The sequence below is a fragment of the Bacillus sp. FSL K6-3459 genome (genome assembly GCF_038003305.1).
In the GTDB taxonomy this organism is placed as follows: domain Bacteria; phylum Bacillota; class Bacilli; order Bacillales; family Bacillaceae; genus Bacillus; species Bacillus pumilus_O.
The window spans coordinates 2,245,348-2,260,857 of the sequence record NZ_JBBOOW010000001.1; the positions used below are offsets into that span (position 1 = coordinate 2,245,348).

Below are 15,510 nucleotides of genomic sequence, written 5' to 3' on the forward strand. Positions count from 1 at the left end.
TTATTTTGACGTAAGCTTTTTATGAATAAATGAACCAAGCCATCTAGCTGCTAAGTTGAACAATAAGACTGAAAGGACAAGTACAGCTGATGCACCATTTGCAATGGCCTCTGCATCTGGAATGATTCCTTGTGTATTGACGTTCCATATATGAACGGCTAATGTTTCTGCCGGTCTAAACACATTCAGCGGTGACGTATCAGAAAAAGGACTCCAGTTTGTGAAATCAAGGCGCGGTGTAGAGAGACCTGCTGTAAAAAGAAGGGCTGCCGCCTCACCAAAGACTCTTCCTGATGCTAAAATCGCACCAGTGATAATAGATGGAAGCGCACCTGGAATAAGGATCGTTTTGACTGTGTGCCACTTCGTTACACCAAGCGCAAGTGATGCTTCCTTTTGATCCTTCGGTACAGAGCGAAGCGCATCTTCTGTGACCCTGACCATCACCGGCAGGTTAAACACAGTGAGTGCAAGAGCTCCCCCAATGATCGTATAGCCCCAGCCTGTTAAATTCACAAACATAAGTAAACCAAACATACCAATGACGATAGACGGAAGTGAAGACAGCACTTCAATACATGTACGAATAAAATCTGTGACTTTGTTTTGAGGCGCATACTCTGCCATATACACGCCACCACCGACGCCAAGCGGTACTGTAATCAGCATCGTAATAAACAAAATATAAAACGAGTTAAAGAGCTGATCCCTAATACCACCGCCAGAGCCAATCGCACTTGAGCGTGTTGTTAAAAAGTCGAAATTTAATTCTTTTGCACCGTTGAAAATGATATAAGAAAACAAACCAACGAGAATCGCCGTAATAATGGCAGCACATAATCCAAATATAAATGTGGCAAAACGATCGGTCATTTTGCTATTCATTAAATCTTCCTCCTAGACGACAAGTATCTGATAATGAGTATGAACATAAATGATACAACTAGAAGGACAAGTCCCATTGACCAAAGTGTATTGTTCTCAACACTTCCATACGTTGTGTGACCCATGTTTAACGTAATAATGGTTGTTAATGTACCAGCTGTATCCATAATGCTCTCTGGTAAATTACGCGTGTTTCCAATGACCATCTGTACAGCAAGGGCTTCGCCAAATGCTCTAGCCATGCCAAGAACGACCGCTGTCATTAATGTTGGCAGAGCTGCCGGGACAAGCACACGTCTAATCGTTTGCCATCTTGTTGCGCCTAATGCGTACGATCCCTCACGTAAACTTTTTGGTAGTGAACCCATTGCATCAGTCGCAATAGATGTAACGGTTGGCAGAATCATAATAGACAGGACAATCGTTCCTGCTAGCACGCTATGCCCTGAACCGCTTGACTTGAAGTGTCCGATAAACGGTACCAATACTGTAAGACCTATGAATCCGTAAACAACGGATGGAATCCCTACAAGCAATTCAATGACTGGCTGGAGGATTTTACGTCCCCAAGCAGGTGCAATTTCTGTCATAAAGATTGCGCCTGCAATGCCTAGCGGCGCTGCAATGAGTGCCGATAGGAGCGTGACGGCGATTGATCCGAAGATAAAAGGAAATGCACCGTACTGCGGGTTTTCTGCTGTTGGGTTCCAATTGATACTGGTTAAGAACTCAATTGGGCTTACACCATTTACGATGAAAGATTGTAAACCCTTAATGCCAAGAAAGATGGTGATGGCGATCGATACAGCAATCATTAAGAATGCGCAGAATCTCACCAAAATACTTCCTCTTACTTCATCCATTTGCCTATTTTTCTTCGAGCTAATCAGTCGATCACTCGCTTCTGTATGTTCTATCTGCTTCATCTTTTTCTACACTCCTATGAATGTCATAAAAGGAAAAGTGAAAAGCTCCACTTTTCCTTCATCAGCAATTCAAGACCTCTTACTTATCTGTTTGTTTGCCTGTTGCGTCTCTTTCTACTTTCATATTAGAAACTGAGATGTAGCCTTGGTCTTTGACGATTTCTTTTTGTACTTCATCACTCATGAGGTAATCTAAGAATTGTTTTGCTAGACCATCTGGCTCACCTTTTGTATAAGAATGCTCGTAAGCCCAAATTGTATATTTACCGCTTTCTACATTGCTTTCTTCCGGTTTCACACCATCAATGCTAAGCGGTGTAATTTTGTCATCTGTTAAATAAGAGAATGCTAGGTATCCAATCGCACCTGGTGTTTCTGCAATCAATTTTTTCACTGTGTTTGAAGAATCTTCTGTGATTCCTTCTGCAGGTGTTGCACCATCAAGTGCATATTTCACAAATGTTGCACGAGTTCCTGAAGAGTCAGGTCTGTTCACAAGAGTGATTTTTTGGTCTTTCCCGCCAAGCTCTTTCCAGTTTTTGATTTTACCAGTGAAGATTTTTTTCAATTCGTCCTTTGTGATGTCTTTGACACCCACTTCAGGGTTTACAGCTGCAGCCATTCCAACAACTGCTACTTTGTGGTCTGTTAAAGCTTTTGCGTCGATTCCGTCTTTCTCTTCTGCGAATACATCTGAGTTACCAATTTGTACAGATCCTTCTGACACTTGAGAAAGTCCAGTTCCTGAACCGCCGGCTTGTACTTGAATATCGGCTTTTGGATGTTTATCCATGAATTTTTCTGCTGCCGCAAGAACTAAAGGCTGCATCGCAGATGATCCTGAGATGGTAATGGAACCTGATGCCTCATCTTTGTTTGAAGCATTTCCTTTACTGTCTTTTGAATCTCCGCTTGAGCTGCTGTTTCCGCATGCTGTAACGAATGCTAACAATGCGATTGTAAGGAAAGTAAGCAGCCATAATTTGTTCTTTTTCATTTCAAGAATACCCCCTGAATAATTTGTCCTACGAGTAATACATTAAAGGTTCTTTATTAATTTCGTTTAAATGGAATGTTAAGGTTTTGTAAATGTCGAAGTTTTGTAGAGATCTTGCGATGTTTTTTATGTATTTTGTCAATTTATCTCGATAAATTTGAAGAAAACGTAAAAAAACGCCCACAAAAAGTGAGCGTTTTTACCTAGAAAAGGTCTAGTCATTTGTTTCTGCTTCATTTTCAATTTTATTTTTGTTCTTCGCTTGTGTATCATTGCTTTCCTGTTTTGATTTTAGCTCAAAGTATTTGTCTAATACTTGTTCACCGATATCATTTGTAATTGGATAGCGCTGATTGTAGTCTTGATACACCCATGGTACAACGACGGAAATGGCCACTTCTGGGTTATCAGCAGGCGCATACGCCACAAGTGTCGTGTTGTATGTTGGTGTGCCGCGCTTGCTTTTAATTGGGCCGTCATAGAATGATTGAGCGGTTCCTGTTTTGCCAGCTGGGTTGTATTTTTTGTTGCCAAAGTTCGAGTAAGCTGTCCCTCTTGGGTTCTGCATGACAAGCTTGAAGCCTTGCTGAACACGCTTGATCTGATCACTTGTCATGTCTAGCTTATTCAATACGTCAGGTTTGACGGATTCTGTTACAGCACCAATACCGCGCTGCGGATCTGGCTCTCTCACTTCTTTCACAAGCTGCGGACGTAAACGATATCCGCCATTGGCAACCGTTGAAACGTATTGCGCCATTTGTAGCGGTGTAAACGTATCATACTGTCCAATTGCATAGTCAAGCAGGAGACCAGATTGTGTAGACGTTCCCCGGTAGCCTGTCGCTTCGTTTGGCAGGTCAATCCCTGTTTTGACCCCAAGACCAAATTTACTGAAATTATAACGGAATGTATCAAAAGCTTTCGGATCGATTGGGAGCGGTTGGTTCTTACGATACTCCCCTTTTCCAACGGCAATCGCTGTTTTAAACATATACACGTTAGATGAACGCTCGAGTGCCGTTAAATCATTAATGAGTCCCATATTTTGATAGGATTTCTTAGGCGGTGACTGCGCGATATATAGCGGTTCATCGTACTGAGTACTTCCAATATGAATCACGCCTGTTTTATAGCCAGTCAGTACAGTGGCCCCTTTTACAGCTGAGCCCATCGCATAAGATGATGTCATTGACCCTAATGCGTAGTCATCAAATTTGTATTTTCCGTTTTTGTTTGAAATCTGTTTCCCCGCAACAGAGAGAACTTCTCCATTTCTAGGGTCCATCATGACAACAAACGCACGATCAAGAAGCTCTGTCCCGCCTCGTTGTTTCGCACTTCTTAAGTTCTTTTCAACGATTTTTTCTACCGCTTTTTGCAGCTGAATATCAATGGTGAGCACAAGGTCTTTCCCGCTCTTTCCTTCTGTTAGCACTTTAGAGCTTGTTACATTGCCCTCTTTATCAGTTGTGCTCTGCTCTTTTTCCTTCTGTCCTTGCAGAACATCTTCATATTGATATTCTAAATAGCTTTTTCCTACACGGTCATTTCGGCTGTAGCCGAGTGATAAATAATGTTCAAGCAGTGACTGCGGGAGTCCTTCATCACTTGAAGACACACTGCCGAGCATACTGCGGAGCAGTCCTTTATACGGATAGCTACGTGACCAGTCTGTTGTGACATCCACACCTGGCAGCACGTCCAAATGCTCAGAGACATAAGCAATTTCGCTTGGCTTCACATCATCATTTTTAATGAATTGAGGCGTAAGTGCATAGCCTGCATCCATTTGTCTTTTAATCGCAAGCACTTGTAAGTCTTTTTTCGTCAGTTGATTTAATTCCTTGTCCGTGATGCGTTTCAGCTGAAGCTCATATAATTTATCATCAGCGACCTTATCGTCACCCTTTAATTCCGATTCCTTTTGAACAAGCTTTTTCGCTTCATTCGGATGCGTTAAAATCCAGAAATCTTTTTTGTCACGATCTGTGATTTTTTTCGTGCTCACATGAATCATATCCGCTAATTTTGTAGCCACTTTGAGCCGCTCTTCTTGTGAAGTTGTAGAGGTTCTCGTATATGTAATGGCATTTAGCGCTTTATTGCTGACAATCGTATTATAGTTTCGATCGTAAATTTTTCCACGCGGAGCAGCTGAGCTGACATTTACATCCTCTTGTTTTTCTGCCTGCTTTTTATAATCTTCTCCATTGACAATTTGTACAAATCCGAGTCTTACAACAACACCAGTAAAAATAATAAACGCAGCTAAAAACAGTAAATTCAGCCTGAGTGGAAGTGTTTTGCGCCCTTCCTTCGCATCTTTTTTGTTTTTCTTGTTTCTCATCACATCACCTTTTCTATCAAGAAAGAAATGGCACCCCTTTTTGTGTATAAAAGGTGCCATCATCATTTTAGCGGTTTTTCTATTATTTATCTATAAATTTGATGTTCCATTGGTAAGAAATTTTACCTTTCTCCCTTAATAAGGTTCGTCTGAGAAACTGGCTTTTGACCGTCTGCCTCTTTCATATCAACAGTTTTTTCTTTCAAATGAATATCTTTTACAAAGTAATAAATGAGGGTATGTCCCGCTCCAAGCACAACAAGAGATGCTGGTATTCCGAGTTCATCTCCAAGTAAGGTGACAGATAGAAGAAACAACACAATGGAACAAATACGGCCAGCATTTAAAAACAGCTCCCTGACCACAATATATTCAATTCGGGCTTTCCTTGCATACCTTGCATGGCCGATGACATCGTATGTTAAGGATACATATGGAACAAGCAGAAGCGGGTATCCTATGGCGATGGCTACCGCATACATGAGAAGTGATACATAGGATAAGTGAAAGACGATTAAAAACAAGGCACCGTATAAAATCAGCCCGCCAAGCATAATGGCTTTCTTACGCCACTTTTTCTTAATCAAACGCGTAGCGAAGAAATAAGCGAAAAAGGCAACACCTGAGTTCACCAAACCAAATGTCCCAAGAGCAAGCTCACTGTTTGTTGCGATAAACACAAAGACACTAATTAAGAAGACAAAGACCCCTTCACGAAGCCCTTGAAAAAAGTGAGCTGTTGTAATCTTACGCCAATTCTCATCGGCATGGCGTTCTTTCCATATTTGCTTGATGATGAATTTCCCTTTGGACTGCCTTCTCTTGAGGAAAAAGCTCATCACAACCGCTAGTGAAAACAAAAAAAGCGATAACGTGAAAATCACCGTATAGCCTGTATCATCCGTTAATTGAGATATGACAATCCCTGCAATAAGAGGACCGATCATGCCAGCTGTAGATGACAGCACGCCGAGAAATCCATTAAAGAAATCTCTTGTTTCAGGCTCAGTGATCTCAAAGGTAAGTACGTTAAAAGCAAGCCAGTAAAAACCATAACCGATCCCAAGGACACTCCCTAATAAAACAAGCCGTGCGGCCGCGTGCTCTCCTGCTATTAAGACAATTAAGTAAAAAGCAGCTAAGAAGATAACGCCGAAACGAAGGACAAACGCTCGGTCTATTTTTTTAGCGAGCTTGCCTGCGAATAAAAATGTAATGGGCTGCAGCACAACAATAGCCAGGTTGTAAATCGCAAGATCGGTGAATTTTCCAGACTGTTTCCATAAATACACGTTTACAAACGTATTAGAAAGCGCAATAGCAAGTGCATATAATCCGCCAATCGTGAGGAGGAGCATTAAATCTCTTGTCACATCCATGTCCCCGAACATTTTCTTTAATCTGCTCATATATTTCATTCTCCTTTTCTACACAATAGTCTGTCTCATCAAAAGGCAGATATGTAAAAAAAGGAGGGAAAATATAAAAAGACCTGCTTCTCTAAAGAGCAGGTCTTTTCAAATCAAATGATTTATTTAGCTTCGCTGTAAAGGCGAGCCACTTCATCCCAGTTCACAACATTCCAGAATGCTGAAATGTAATCAGGACGACGGTTTTGGTAGTTTAGGTAGTAAGCATGCTCCCAAACGTCAAGTCCTAGAATTGGTGTTTTTCCTTCAGTTAAAGGAGAATCTTGGTTTGGCGTGCTTGTGATTTCAAGTTTGCCATTGTTCACAACAAGCCATGCCCAACCAGAACCAAAGCGTCCTGCAGCTGCTGCAGCGAAATCAGATTTGAATTTTTCAAATCCGCCTAATTCTTTTTCGATTGCATCTGCAAGTTCACCAGTTGGTGCGCCGCCACCGTTTGGTGAAAGAAGCGTCCAGAATAATGAGTGGTTAGCATGTCCTCCGCCATTGTTACGTACAGCTGTACGGATGTTCTCAGGCACAGAGTTTAGGTTAGCCACTAGCTCTTCGATTGATTGATCTTCAAGAGCTGATACACCTTCGATTGCTTTGTTTAAGTTTGTTACGTATGTGTTGTGGTGTTTTGTGTGGTGAATCGTCATTGTTTCCTTGTCGATATGTGGTTCTAATGCATCGTAAGCATATGGTAATTCTGGAAGTTTAAAAGCCATGGTTAAATTCCTCCTTAGAAATGTATGTACTGAAATGCTTCCTTAGGTGTAAGCAAGCAATTCACCCTACTCAAAGAGTATCAAAAGAATTGGCTTGTTTCAACGTTATTGCTCATGATCTGAAACATTTCAGTGTTTATTTTGTATTTAGCCCTTTAGAAAAAGTTTTAAACGCCCCTTTTCTATTTATTGAAGAACATAAAATAAAAAGATGCCCAGCATTAGCGCTTGGATCAGTCCTTTGGCAAATACACCTGATATAAATCCGATTAATGAGCCCAATCCTACTTTCACACTTGTCTTCACATCTTTTTGATGAACAAGGAGCTCTGCAATCACACTTCCGATAAATGGACCAATGATAATTCCTGCAATCGGGATGACAAAAGGACCGACTAATAACCCAATGGTGCTTCCCCAAATAGCTGCACGGCTACCGCCAAAACGCTTGACCCCAATAAGATTTGAGACATAATCTGCCGCAAATAATACTGCGGTAAACACGGCTTGAATGAGCCAAAACGTCAGTGTCAGCGGCTCGAAGCTGAAAAAGAAACCATATAGAATAAAACCGAGAACCATAAAAACCACGCTAGGGATAATTGGATAAACAAGTCCAACAAATGCAATGATAAATGCACAAATAATGAGAATCCAATACAGCACGTCCAAGTCACAGCCGCCTCCTTTTATTTGCTGTATTCATTATGCCTCATTCCCTCTATCTTAACCAGCAATGAAGGCCATACTTGTACTTGTTAGATAGACATTGATACAATATGAGAAATAGAAAAGAATGTAGGAAGTGAATTGATTGAACGTATTTAAACTATTGTTAAAAGGCATTTATTCACCAAAAGATATTGCTAAAGCACGGTTTACAGGGATTGGAAAAGCGATTTTATTCATTTTTATCCTTTCGATCATCGCAGCAGTTCCTCAGGGTTATCATATGAGTCAAGAGATCTCGAATGCAATGTCAGGATTTCAGCATGTGATCAAAAAAGATTTACCTGATTTCTCAATCGAAAAAGGAAAGCTTCAAGCGGATCAAAGTGAACCGATAGAAAAAGAAGAAAACGGCATTACGATCTTTTTTGATCCTGCTGAAAAAATAAAAGCAAGTGAGCTTGAATCAAAGCAAACGGCCATCGCATTATTAAAAGAAAAAGCAGTGATTGCCATCGATGGGCAAATGACAGATATTCCGTATCAGCTGCTTGGTGGAACGCTGACAAAAGACGAACTTGCTCGCGTCACAAATCAGAATCAAGCGATTATTATCCCAGTCATCTGTGTGCTGCTATATCTATCAACTGCGGCTCTCATGTTCATTAGCGCAACTTTCCTTGCGATGCTTGGTACATTTATTAAACGCATGCAGCAAAAAGAGCTTTCCTTCCAAATGCTGTGGAAACTCTCTGCTTACTCACTCACATTAACAACAGTCTTTTTCGCCATCATGAGCGCATTAAACACACCTGTTGCGAATTCATTTTTATTAAATTGGGTCATTAACTTTATCTTCTTATACCTTGTCGTAAAGGAAATACCCGCTAAACATAAACCACTTGTTAAAAATTAATTAAGTATATGAAAGCTCCCCCAACTCGGAGGAGCTTTTTATGTATATGCCGTGCTCTATGATTCATCCGGATGAATGATCGCAAACAAATAATGATCTTCCCATACGTCATTAATCTTTACTTTTTTACGATTCAGTCCCTCATTTTCAAAACCTGACTTTTCCAGCACACGAATGGAACCTATATTACTCGGCTTTACTCCAGCTTCAATACGATGCAGGTGCAGCTCATCAAAAGCATAATCGATGATTAAACGAATGGCTTCTGTCATATACCCTTTCCCGCCATGCTTTTCATCCAGTACATACCCTAGCCAAGCTCCCTCTATCGGACCTCTTACGACAGAACTTAAAGAGATTGTTCCAATTAAGGCATCTGTTTCATTTAAGAAAATACCTTGCATGTAGGCTTCATCCTGTGCGCATCTTTCCACACTGCGCTGAATTCGTTCAATTTGACGAGACAACGTGAAAAAATCGTCTTTCACCAAAGGTGTAAATTGCTGAAAATAGGAGCGATTCTCAAGCTCAAGTGTAAGTAGTGATTGTGCATCTTCTTCTGTTAGCGCTCTCACATATATATGCTGACTGATTTTCTTCATAAACTCTCCCCCCCTGTTTTTATTTTATCATCATCGTGATAGATGCTTGAAAAAGCACCGCCGAACGTAAATTCATTACAAGACGCACTAGAACGAACTAGAACCTTCCTTTCCAGCTTTTCTTCTCATGTTGGTTCTATCATTTCAGCACATGCATAGACTGAAGTAAACTCTTAAAAGCGGTGAGTGAAATGCGGCGTATTATTTTTTTGCTAATCAGTTTGTTTGTTCTCTTTATTATCTTTTTTGATTTGAAAAATGGCACCATCCCCGTTGAAGAAGGTCCAGCAGTCCCTGCAAATGCCTTTCAAACGGCTGAGAAAAAAGCATATAAGAAAGTCACGGTGAAACAAGGTGAAACCGTCGTCTCTATCGTTCATACAAGTAAGCCACTTGATGAAGTCATTGAGGATTTCGAAGAGCTGAATCAAGGCGTCAAAGCAAACGAAATTCGGGCAGGCAGCACATATAAGTTTCCGGTATATAAGAGATAAAACGTTAATTCCTTGTCATTCATACAAAGAGACTGTTACAATATGAACTGTAAAACAAGACGTACATGGCAAATGATTGCTTGTACACTAAGGAGCGATTGACAAGTGAGTGAAGTCACACATCGTACTAAAACGCGTCCCGTCAAAGTGGGACCTTTAACTATAGGTGGAAATAATGAGGTTGTCATTCAAAGTATGGCAACAACCAAAACACATGATGTCGAAGCGACAGTAGCTGAAATTAAGCGTCTTGAAGAAGCAGGCTGTCAAATCGTGCGTGTCGCATGCCCAGACGAGCGTGCAGCAAATGCGATTGCAGACATAAAAAAACAAATCAACATCCCGCTTGTTGTCGATATTCATTTTGACTACAAGCTTGCACTGAAAGCGATTGAAGCAGGTGCAGACAAAATTCGAATCAATCCAGGGAACATCGGAAGACGAGAAAAAGTCGAAGCAGTTGTGAAAGCAGCCAAAGAAAAAGGCATTCCAATCCGTATTGGGGTAAACGCTGGTTCATTAGAGAAAAAAATTCTTGATAAATACGGCTACCCAACAGCAGATGGTATGGTCGAAAGTGCACTGCACCACATTAAAATTCTTGAAGATCTAGATTTTCATGATATCATCGTCAGCATGAAAGCATCTGATGTCAACTTAGCGATTGAGGCGTACGAAAAAGCAGCAAAAGCATTTGATTACCCTCTTCACCTTGGAATTACAGAATCAGGTACATTATTTGCAGGTACGGTCAAAAGTGCAGCTGGTCTCGGCGCTATCTTGAATATGGGGATTGGGAACACACTCCGCATCTCATTAAGTGCTGATCCAGTTGAGGAAGTAAAAGTAGCACGCGAACTGTTAAAATCATTTGGTCTTGCAGCAAATGCAGCAACACTGATCTCTTGCCCAACTTGTGGACGAATCGAAATTGACCTCATTAGCATTGCAAATGAAGTCGAAGAATATATCTCCACAATTAAAGCACCGATTAAAGTAGCTGTTCTTGGCTGTGCTGTAAATGGTCCGGGGGAAGCGCGTGAAGCTGACATCGGAATTGCCGGAGCTAGAGGCGAAGGCCTATTGTTCCGTAAAGGTGAAATTGTTCGTAAAGTGCCAGAAGAAACAATGGTCGAAGAACTGAAAAAAGAAATCGATAAAATTGCTGAAGAGCATTATGCAAAAATGGAAGCTGAAAAAGCAAAAGCCAACGCATAACAACAAAAAACGCCTGACATCTCTGTCAGGCGTTTTTCTGTTCTTGTTAAAAGAACGGGGTGATAAATATGCCTAGGATGACGGAAACAATCCCGATCCCGATTGACCATGCGCCAAGCGCATGTGCTCCTTTTCTTCTTGCAATATAACCAACGACGATTGCCGCTACTCCTAATAGCACCGGCAAGACAAATAATGAGATAATCGCAATCGCGAGTGCTGTATAGCCTATCCCCTTACTGCCTGAATCGTCCCCTACTTGGTCACGTTCTCGTCTGTCTACTCGATCTCTTGATGCCTGATATGGCTCTGCAATTTCAGCAGCTGTTTCCTCTAGATAGCCATCATCATTACTAAAGTGTGTGTCGATTTCACGATCATTTCTGCTGAAATCTTCGTCTCTTTCCATGATCAATTCCCCCTTTTGGTTAATAGAAAGGAGCTTTTTTAGTATGAGCAAAAATGTCTGTTTCATGTTTGCTAAAACTTGCTGGAATTGTGAATTGATTATGTTACACTTTAAGAGTATAAAAATGAGGAGTGTGGGCATGTTACGTTTAGGAATTGATATAGATGGCACAGTGACGGCGCAGGACACCTTTGTTCCCTATTTAAATGAGTCGTTCCGATGTGCCATGACACTAGATGATATGACAGAATATGATTTGACGAAGCTTTTAAATATTTCTCAAGAAGAGTTTTGGGGCTGGATGAATCAACATGAGCCTCTGATATATAAACAGGCAAAGCCTGCTAAGGACGCAAAAGAGATTCTTGATCAAATGAAACATGAGCACAGGCTGATCTACATTACAGCAAGAAGGCAGCATCATGCGGATATCACCTACGAGTGGTTTCATAAACATCACGTGCACTATGATGACATTGAGCTGGTTGGCGGTCATCATAAGCTCGAAGCTGTTCAGAAGCACGAGATTGATGTGTTTTTCGAGGATCATCATGGGAATGCCACAATGATTGCAAAAGAGGCTGACATCCCGGTTATTCTTTTTAACTCCCCATATAATCAAATGCCCATTGATGACAGGATTATACGCGTCAACAACTGGCAGGAAGCATCTAAATGGATCAAACAATACGAGCAGCGTTTGGAAACTGCTTATTAATACAGAAAAGCCGATACTCTAATGTATCGGCTTTTTTGATGGAACAAGTTTCCCTTCTGTCATGAGAAAATGGTACAGCGCTCCCTTCATGCCTGCCTGATTCAAGTAATAGCACGTTTCCACCTTCACTTGAATGTTCTTCCACGCAGGCAGAGTATGTAAATGTCTCTCAATGTTTGATAGCAAATCTGCTCTTGCACTTACACCCCCGCCAATGAGGATTTTCTCTGGATTAAGGACGGTAGCTACATTGTAAATGCCAATGGCGATTCGCTTGTACCACTGATCCACTAGCTTTTCAATGGACGGATCATGCTTTGCCTTTTCAAAAATGTCTTGACCGTCTATTTGAGTACTTTGGGGAATGTCTTGTTTTTCTTTATAGCTACGAATTAAACCAGCCGTTGAAGCACTGCTGTTGAGTGTTGTAAATTGTCCATTGTCTGTTTCTGTCAGCATCATGCCAAATTCACCGCCGCGGAAGGAAGCCCCGCGCACAAGCTGACCCCCAGCGAAAATACCACCGCCAACACCTGTGCCAAGCGTCATACAAATAAAACTGTCACACTCTTTTGCATGGCCACTATATTTTTCTGCAAGAGCTGCACAGTTGGCATCATTTTCGACTTCAACACGAAGAGAGGTTTTCTCTTCTAAAAGAGTTTTTACATTTTGACCATTTAAGGCAATGATGGCTCCTGCAAATTCTGTATAACCTGTTTCACTGTCCACAAAGCCCGGAAGACTAATCGCGATTCCGCTGACATCCGACGTTCTCTGATATTGCTTGACCACATCCGCCATCGCTTCTAAAAACGGTTCAAGTTGCCGGCAGTTCGTTTCATAGTCACCGCTCGTGACAACCTCTCCATCCTGATCCATTAATCCATGTTTTGTTCTCGTCCCGCCTACATCGAACACGACATAATATGCCACTTTTGACCCCTCCCTTTCCTCCAAAAGACGCAAATTGGTTCAGTACCTTGTTCTCATTTTAATGAAACAGCCGCTCTTTGTAAAACGTTTTCAAAAAGACAAAAGAAAAAGCCAGCTCTGCGGCTGGCTTTTTATGAATGAACTTCCTTCGGTTCGCAGGAAGGACACGTTCCGTATATTTCGAATTTATGTCCGCTAATGTGATAATCCTCTAGATCTGCGTCTAACTTGTCCATAGGACAGGCATCGATCTCCTTTGTTTTACCGCATGTCAGACAAATAAAATGATGGTGGTGATGAGAAAACGAGCATTTAAAACGAAAAAGCTTCTCCCCTGACAATTCCGTTGTTTCTAATATACCTAAGTCTTCATATAGCGACAGGTTTCGATAAATCGTATCAAAGCTAAGACCCGGGTAGTCTTCACTTAATGCCGTCAGCACATTTTTAGCAGTCAAATATTTATCAGAATCAGAAAACAGTTGAAGCATGTCTTCACGTTTGCTTGTATACTTGTAGCCTTTTTCCTTTAATAAATCAAGCGCTTCTTGTACGTTCATGATGATTCCCCCTTTTGAATTTTCCAATAAAAATACATCCGATTAAAATCAAAATGGACAGCATCACAATGGTTCCGCCTGGCGCTAAATCTAGATAATAGCTTAAGATCAACCCCGCCAATACAGACAATTCACCAAACAAGATCGAAAGGAAGATTGCCTGTTTGAAGCCTTTGGCAATGCAGATGCTTGCCGCAACAGGAAGTGTCATGAGCGCAGAGACAAGCAGTGTACCTACGATACGCATCGATGCCGCAATGACAAGTGCGACAACTAAGATAAAAATAAAATGAATCCATTTCGCTGAAATACCAGAAGCCTTTGCATGCTCTTCATCAAAAGAAAGTAAAAATAATTCTTTATATAAAAGCACGACAACTAACACTACAATAAGTGAGATCCCAACAACAATCCAAAGATCTAATCTTGACACCGCACTGACACTTCCGAATAAATAACTAAACAAATCTGTATTAAAGCCATTCGCTAGTGAAATGAAGATGACGGAAATTCCGATACCGCCCGATAAAATAATAGGGATCGCCAGCTCCTGATAATGCTTATATACGGAGCGCAGGCGTTCAATGAATAATGAACCGGCAACAGAAAACGCCATCCCTAAGTACAGCGGGCTCACCCCTGTCAAAAGGCCAAACTTTTTATCAAGGAATAAACTAGCTGCAATACCAGCAAGTGATACGTGACTGAGGGCATCTGCAATCAGCGAGAGCCTTCTCACGACGATAAATACACCAAGCAAGGGCGCAATAAAACCAATCAGCATTCCTGCGATAAACGCATTTTGTAAAAATTCATAATGAAAAAATGGAAATAGCATTATTCATGTCCCCCATGATGGTGATGATCGTGATGAATCACTTGAATGTCATGTCCGTAAAATTGGGATAACGCTTGATCATCCATTGAATCAAACGTTGCTGCATCCCCGTGGAAATGAAGTGTCTGATTTAAGCAAGCCACATGGGTGACTTTATCAGAAACAGTGCCCACGTCGTGTGTGACGAGAATTAAAGACATTCCTTTTTCTTTGTTTAATGTTTCTAGCAGCTGATAAAAGCCTTCTACTGTCCGCTGGTCTACCCCAACCGTTGGTTCATCTAAGATGAGCAGTTTCGGCTGACTGACGAGCGCACGGGCAATAAAGGTACGCTGCTGTTGACCGCCTGAAAGTTCCCCAATGTTTTGATGCTTCAAATCTTGTATTCCAACTGAACGAATGGCTTCCTCAACTTGCCATTTGTCCTGCTTGCTCATTCGTTTAAATAAACCTATTTTCGCCGTCAATCCACTAGCGACGACTTCGTAAACAGAAGCAGGAAAACCTGTATTAAAACTATTCGCCTTTTGAGAAACAAATCCAATTTGGTCCCAGTCTCTAAATTTAGAAGCAGGCGTGCCAAATAGTTTTAATTCGCCTTGCTGTGGTTTAATGAGCCCAAGCAGACATTTTAATAAGGTTGTTTTACCAGATCCATTCGGTCCAACAAGTGCTAGAAAGTTCCCTTCCTCAACTGTTAAATGAATGTGATCGATGACATTTCGCTGTCCATACGAGTACGAAATGTCCTTCATTTCAATAATTGGCTTTGCCATGAATCTTTCCACCTTCAATCAATATAAAAAGAATGATTACGATTTATACAACAAAAAGAAAATGGCTTTTGCCATT

17 protein-coding genes are annotated in these 15,510 nt (G+C 41.2%); 4 read left to right on the forward strand and 13 right to left on the reverse strand.

The genetic code is table 11. From position 1 onward, the window contains the following. The 7 genes from pstA to MHI35_RS11390 all read right to left on the reverse strand — a co-directional run bounded on the left by pstA (position 1) and on the right by MHI35_RS11390 (position 7,970). Positions 1–885 carry a phosphate ABC transporter permease PstA gene (gene pstA / locus MHI35_RS11360; RefSeq protein ID WP_144522067.1) on the reverse strand — a complete coding sequence of 295 codons (885 nt, stop codon included), beginning with the start codon at positions 883–885 and terminating at the stop codon, positions 1–3. Beyond that, the gene (pstC, locus tag MHI35_RS11365; protein WP_003217329.1) at positions 885–1,811 is read right to left on the reverse strand and encodes a phosphate ABC transporter permease subunit PstC; all 927 of its coding nucleotides are present in this window, start codon (positions 1,809–1,811) and stop codon (positions 885–887) included. Before pstC ends, pstA begins: the two co-directional genes overlap by 1 nt. A 79-nt stretch (positions 1,812–1,890) precedes the next feature. Continuing rightward, a complete protein-coding gene (locus MHI35_RS11370; RefSeq protein ID WP_034661310.1) occupies positions 1,891–2,808 on the reverse strand; it encodes a phosphate ABC transporter substrate-binding protein in 918 nt (305 codons plus the stop codon). 214 nt (positions 2,809–3,022) lie between these two features. Next, positions 3,023–5,158 (reverse strand): peptidoglycan D,D-transpeptidase FtsI family protein, encoded by a 2,136-nt coding sequence (locus MHI35_RS11375; protein WP_335349173.1) that lies wholly within the window; start codon positions 5,156–5,158, stop codon positions 3,023–3,025. 122 nt (positions 5,159–5,280) lie between these two features. Next, on the reverse strand, positions 5,281–6,567 hold the full coding sequence (locus MHI35_RS11380) for an MFS transporter (protein ID WP_144522069.1): 1,287 nt from the start codon (positions 6,565–6,567) through the stop codon (positions 5,281–5,283). 122 nt (positions 6,568–6,689) lie between these two features. Beyond that, on the reverse strand, positions 6,690–7,298 hold the full coding sequence (gene sodA / locus MHI35_RS11385) for a superoxide dismutase SodA (RefSeq protein ID WP_007501264.1): 609 nt from the start codon (positions 7,296–7,298) through the stop codon (positions 6,690–6,692). A 186-nt stretch (positions 7,299–7,484) separates the two neighbouring features. Next, positions 7,485–7,970, reverse strand: coding sequence for a DUF456 domain-containing protein (locus MHI35_RS11390; protein ID WP_335349172.1), 486 nt, complete (start codon positions 7,968–7,970; stop codon positions 7,485–7,487). Positions 7,971–8,112: 142 nt separating this feature from the next. On the opposite strand from MHI35_RS11390, the gene MHI35_RS11395 reads away from it, so the two are divergent. After that, positions 8,113–8,883 carry a DUF1189 domain-containing protein gene (locus MHI35_RS11395; RefSeq protein ID WP_144457659.1) on the forward strand — a complete coding sequence of 257 codons (771 nt, stop codon included), beginning with the start codon at positions 8,113–8,115 and terminating at the stop codon, positions 8,881–8,883. 56 nt (positions 8,884–8,939) lie between these two features. On the opposite strand, the gene MHI35_RS11400 is transcribed toward MHI35_RS11395, so the two are convergent. Continuing rightward, positions 8,940–9,485: a GNAT family N-acetyltransferase gene (locus tag MHI35_RS11400; protein WP_335349171.1), complete on the reverse strand. Its 546-nt coding sequence runs from the start codon at positions 9,483–9,485 to the stop codon at positions 8,940–8,942. A 191-nt stretch (positions 9,486–9,676) separates the two neighbouring features. On the opposite strand from MHI35_RS11400, the gene MHI35_RS11405 reads away from it, so the two are divergent. Together MHI35_RS11405 and ispG are read left to right on the forward strand one after the other, a co-directional pair. Beyond that, positions 9,677–9,979, forward strand: a complete 303-nt coding sequence (locus MHI35_RS11405; RefSeq protein WP_012010590.1) for a hypothetical protein — start codon at positions 9,677–9,679, stop codon at positions 9,977–9,979. A 105-nt stretch (positions 9,980–10,084) separates the two neighbouring features. Then, entirely contained in the window at positions 10,085–11,197 is a 1,113-nt protein-coding gene (ispG, locus tag MHI35_RS11410) for a flavodoxin-dependent (E)-4-hydroxy-3-methylbut-2-enyl-diphosphate synthase (RefSeq protein WP_003217392.1), read from the forward strand. Between the two features lie 46 nt (positions 11,198–11,243). Here the strand turns inward: ispG and MHI35_RS11415 are convergent, their stop codons facing one another. Further along, positions 11,244–11,606, reverse strand: a complete 363-nt coding sequence (locus MHI35_RS11415) for a cell division protein CrgA (protein WP_211064160.1) — start codon at positions 11,604–11,606, stop codon at positions 11,244–11,246. 139 nt (positions 11,607–11,745) lie between these two features. Between MHI35_RS11415 and MHI35_RS11420 the strand changes: the two genes are divergently transcribed. Then, complete coding sequence (locus MHI35_RS11420) at positions 11,746–12,324, forward strand: 5' nucleotidase, NT5C type (RefSeq protein WP_224925912.1); 579 nt, start codon at positions 11,746–11,748, stop codon at positions 12,322–12,324. An 18-nt stretch (positions 12,325–12,342) separates the two neighbouring features. Here MHI35_RS11420 and MHI35_RS11425 read toward each other — a convergent pair whose 3' ends face one another. From MHI35_RS11425 to MHI35_RS11440, 4 genes are all read right to left on the reverse strand, one after another. After that, complete coding sequence (locus tag MHI35_RS11425; RefSeq protein ID WP_335349170.1) at positions 12,343–13,260, reverse strand: ROK family protein; 918 nt, start codon at positions 13,258–13,260, stop codon at positions 12,343–12,345. Positions 13,261–13,391: 131 nt separating this feature from the next. After that, positions 13,392–13,820, reverse strand: a complete 429-nt coding sequence (locus tag MHI35_RS11430) for a Fur family transcriptional regulator (protein WP_003217433.1) — start codon at positions 13,818–13,820, stop codon at positions 13,392–13,394. Further along, positions 13,798–14,658 (reverse strand): metal ABC transporter permease, encoded by an 861-nt coding sequence (locus MHI35_RS11435; protein ID WP_335349169.1) that lies wholly within the window; start codon positions 14,656–14,658, stop codon positions 13,798–13,800. Before MHI35_RS11435 ends, MHI35_RS11430 begins: the two co-directional genes overlap by 23 nt. Next, the gene (locus tag MHI35_RS11440) at positions 14,658–15,434 is read right to left on the reverse strand and encodes a metal ABC transporter ATP-binding protein (protein ID WP_144522085.1); all 777 of its coding nucleotides are present in this window, start codon (positions 15,432–15,434) and stop codon (positions 14,658–14,660) included. Before MHI35_RS11440 ends, MHI35_RS11435 begins: the two co-directional genes overlap by 1 nt. Positions 15,435–15,510 lie beyond the last annotated feature (76 nt).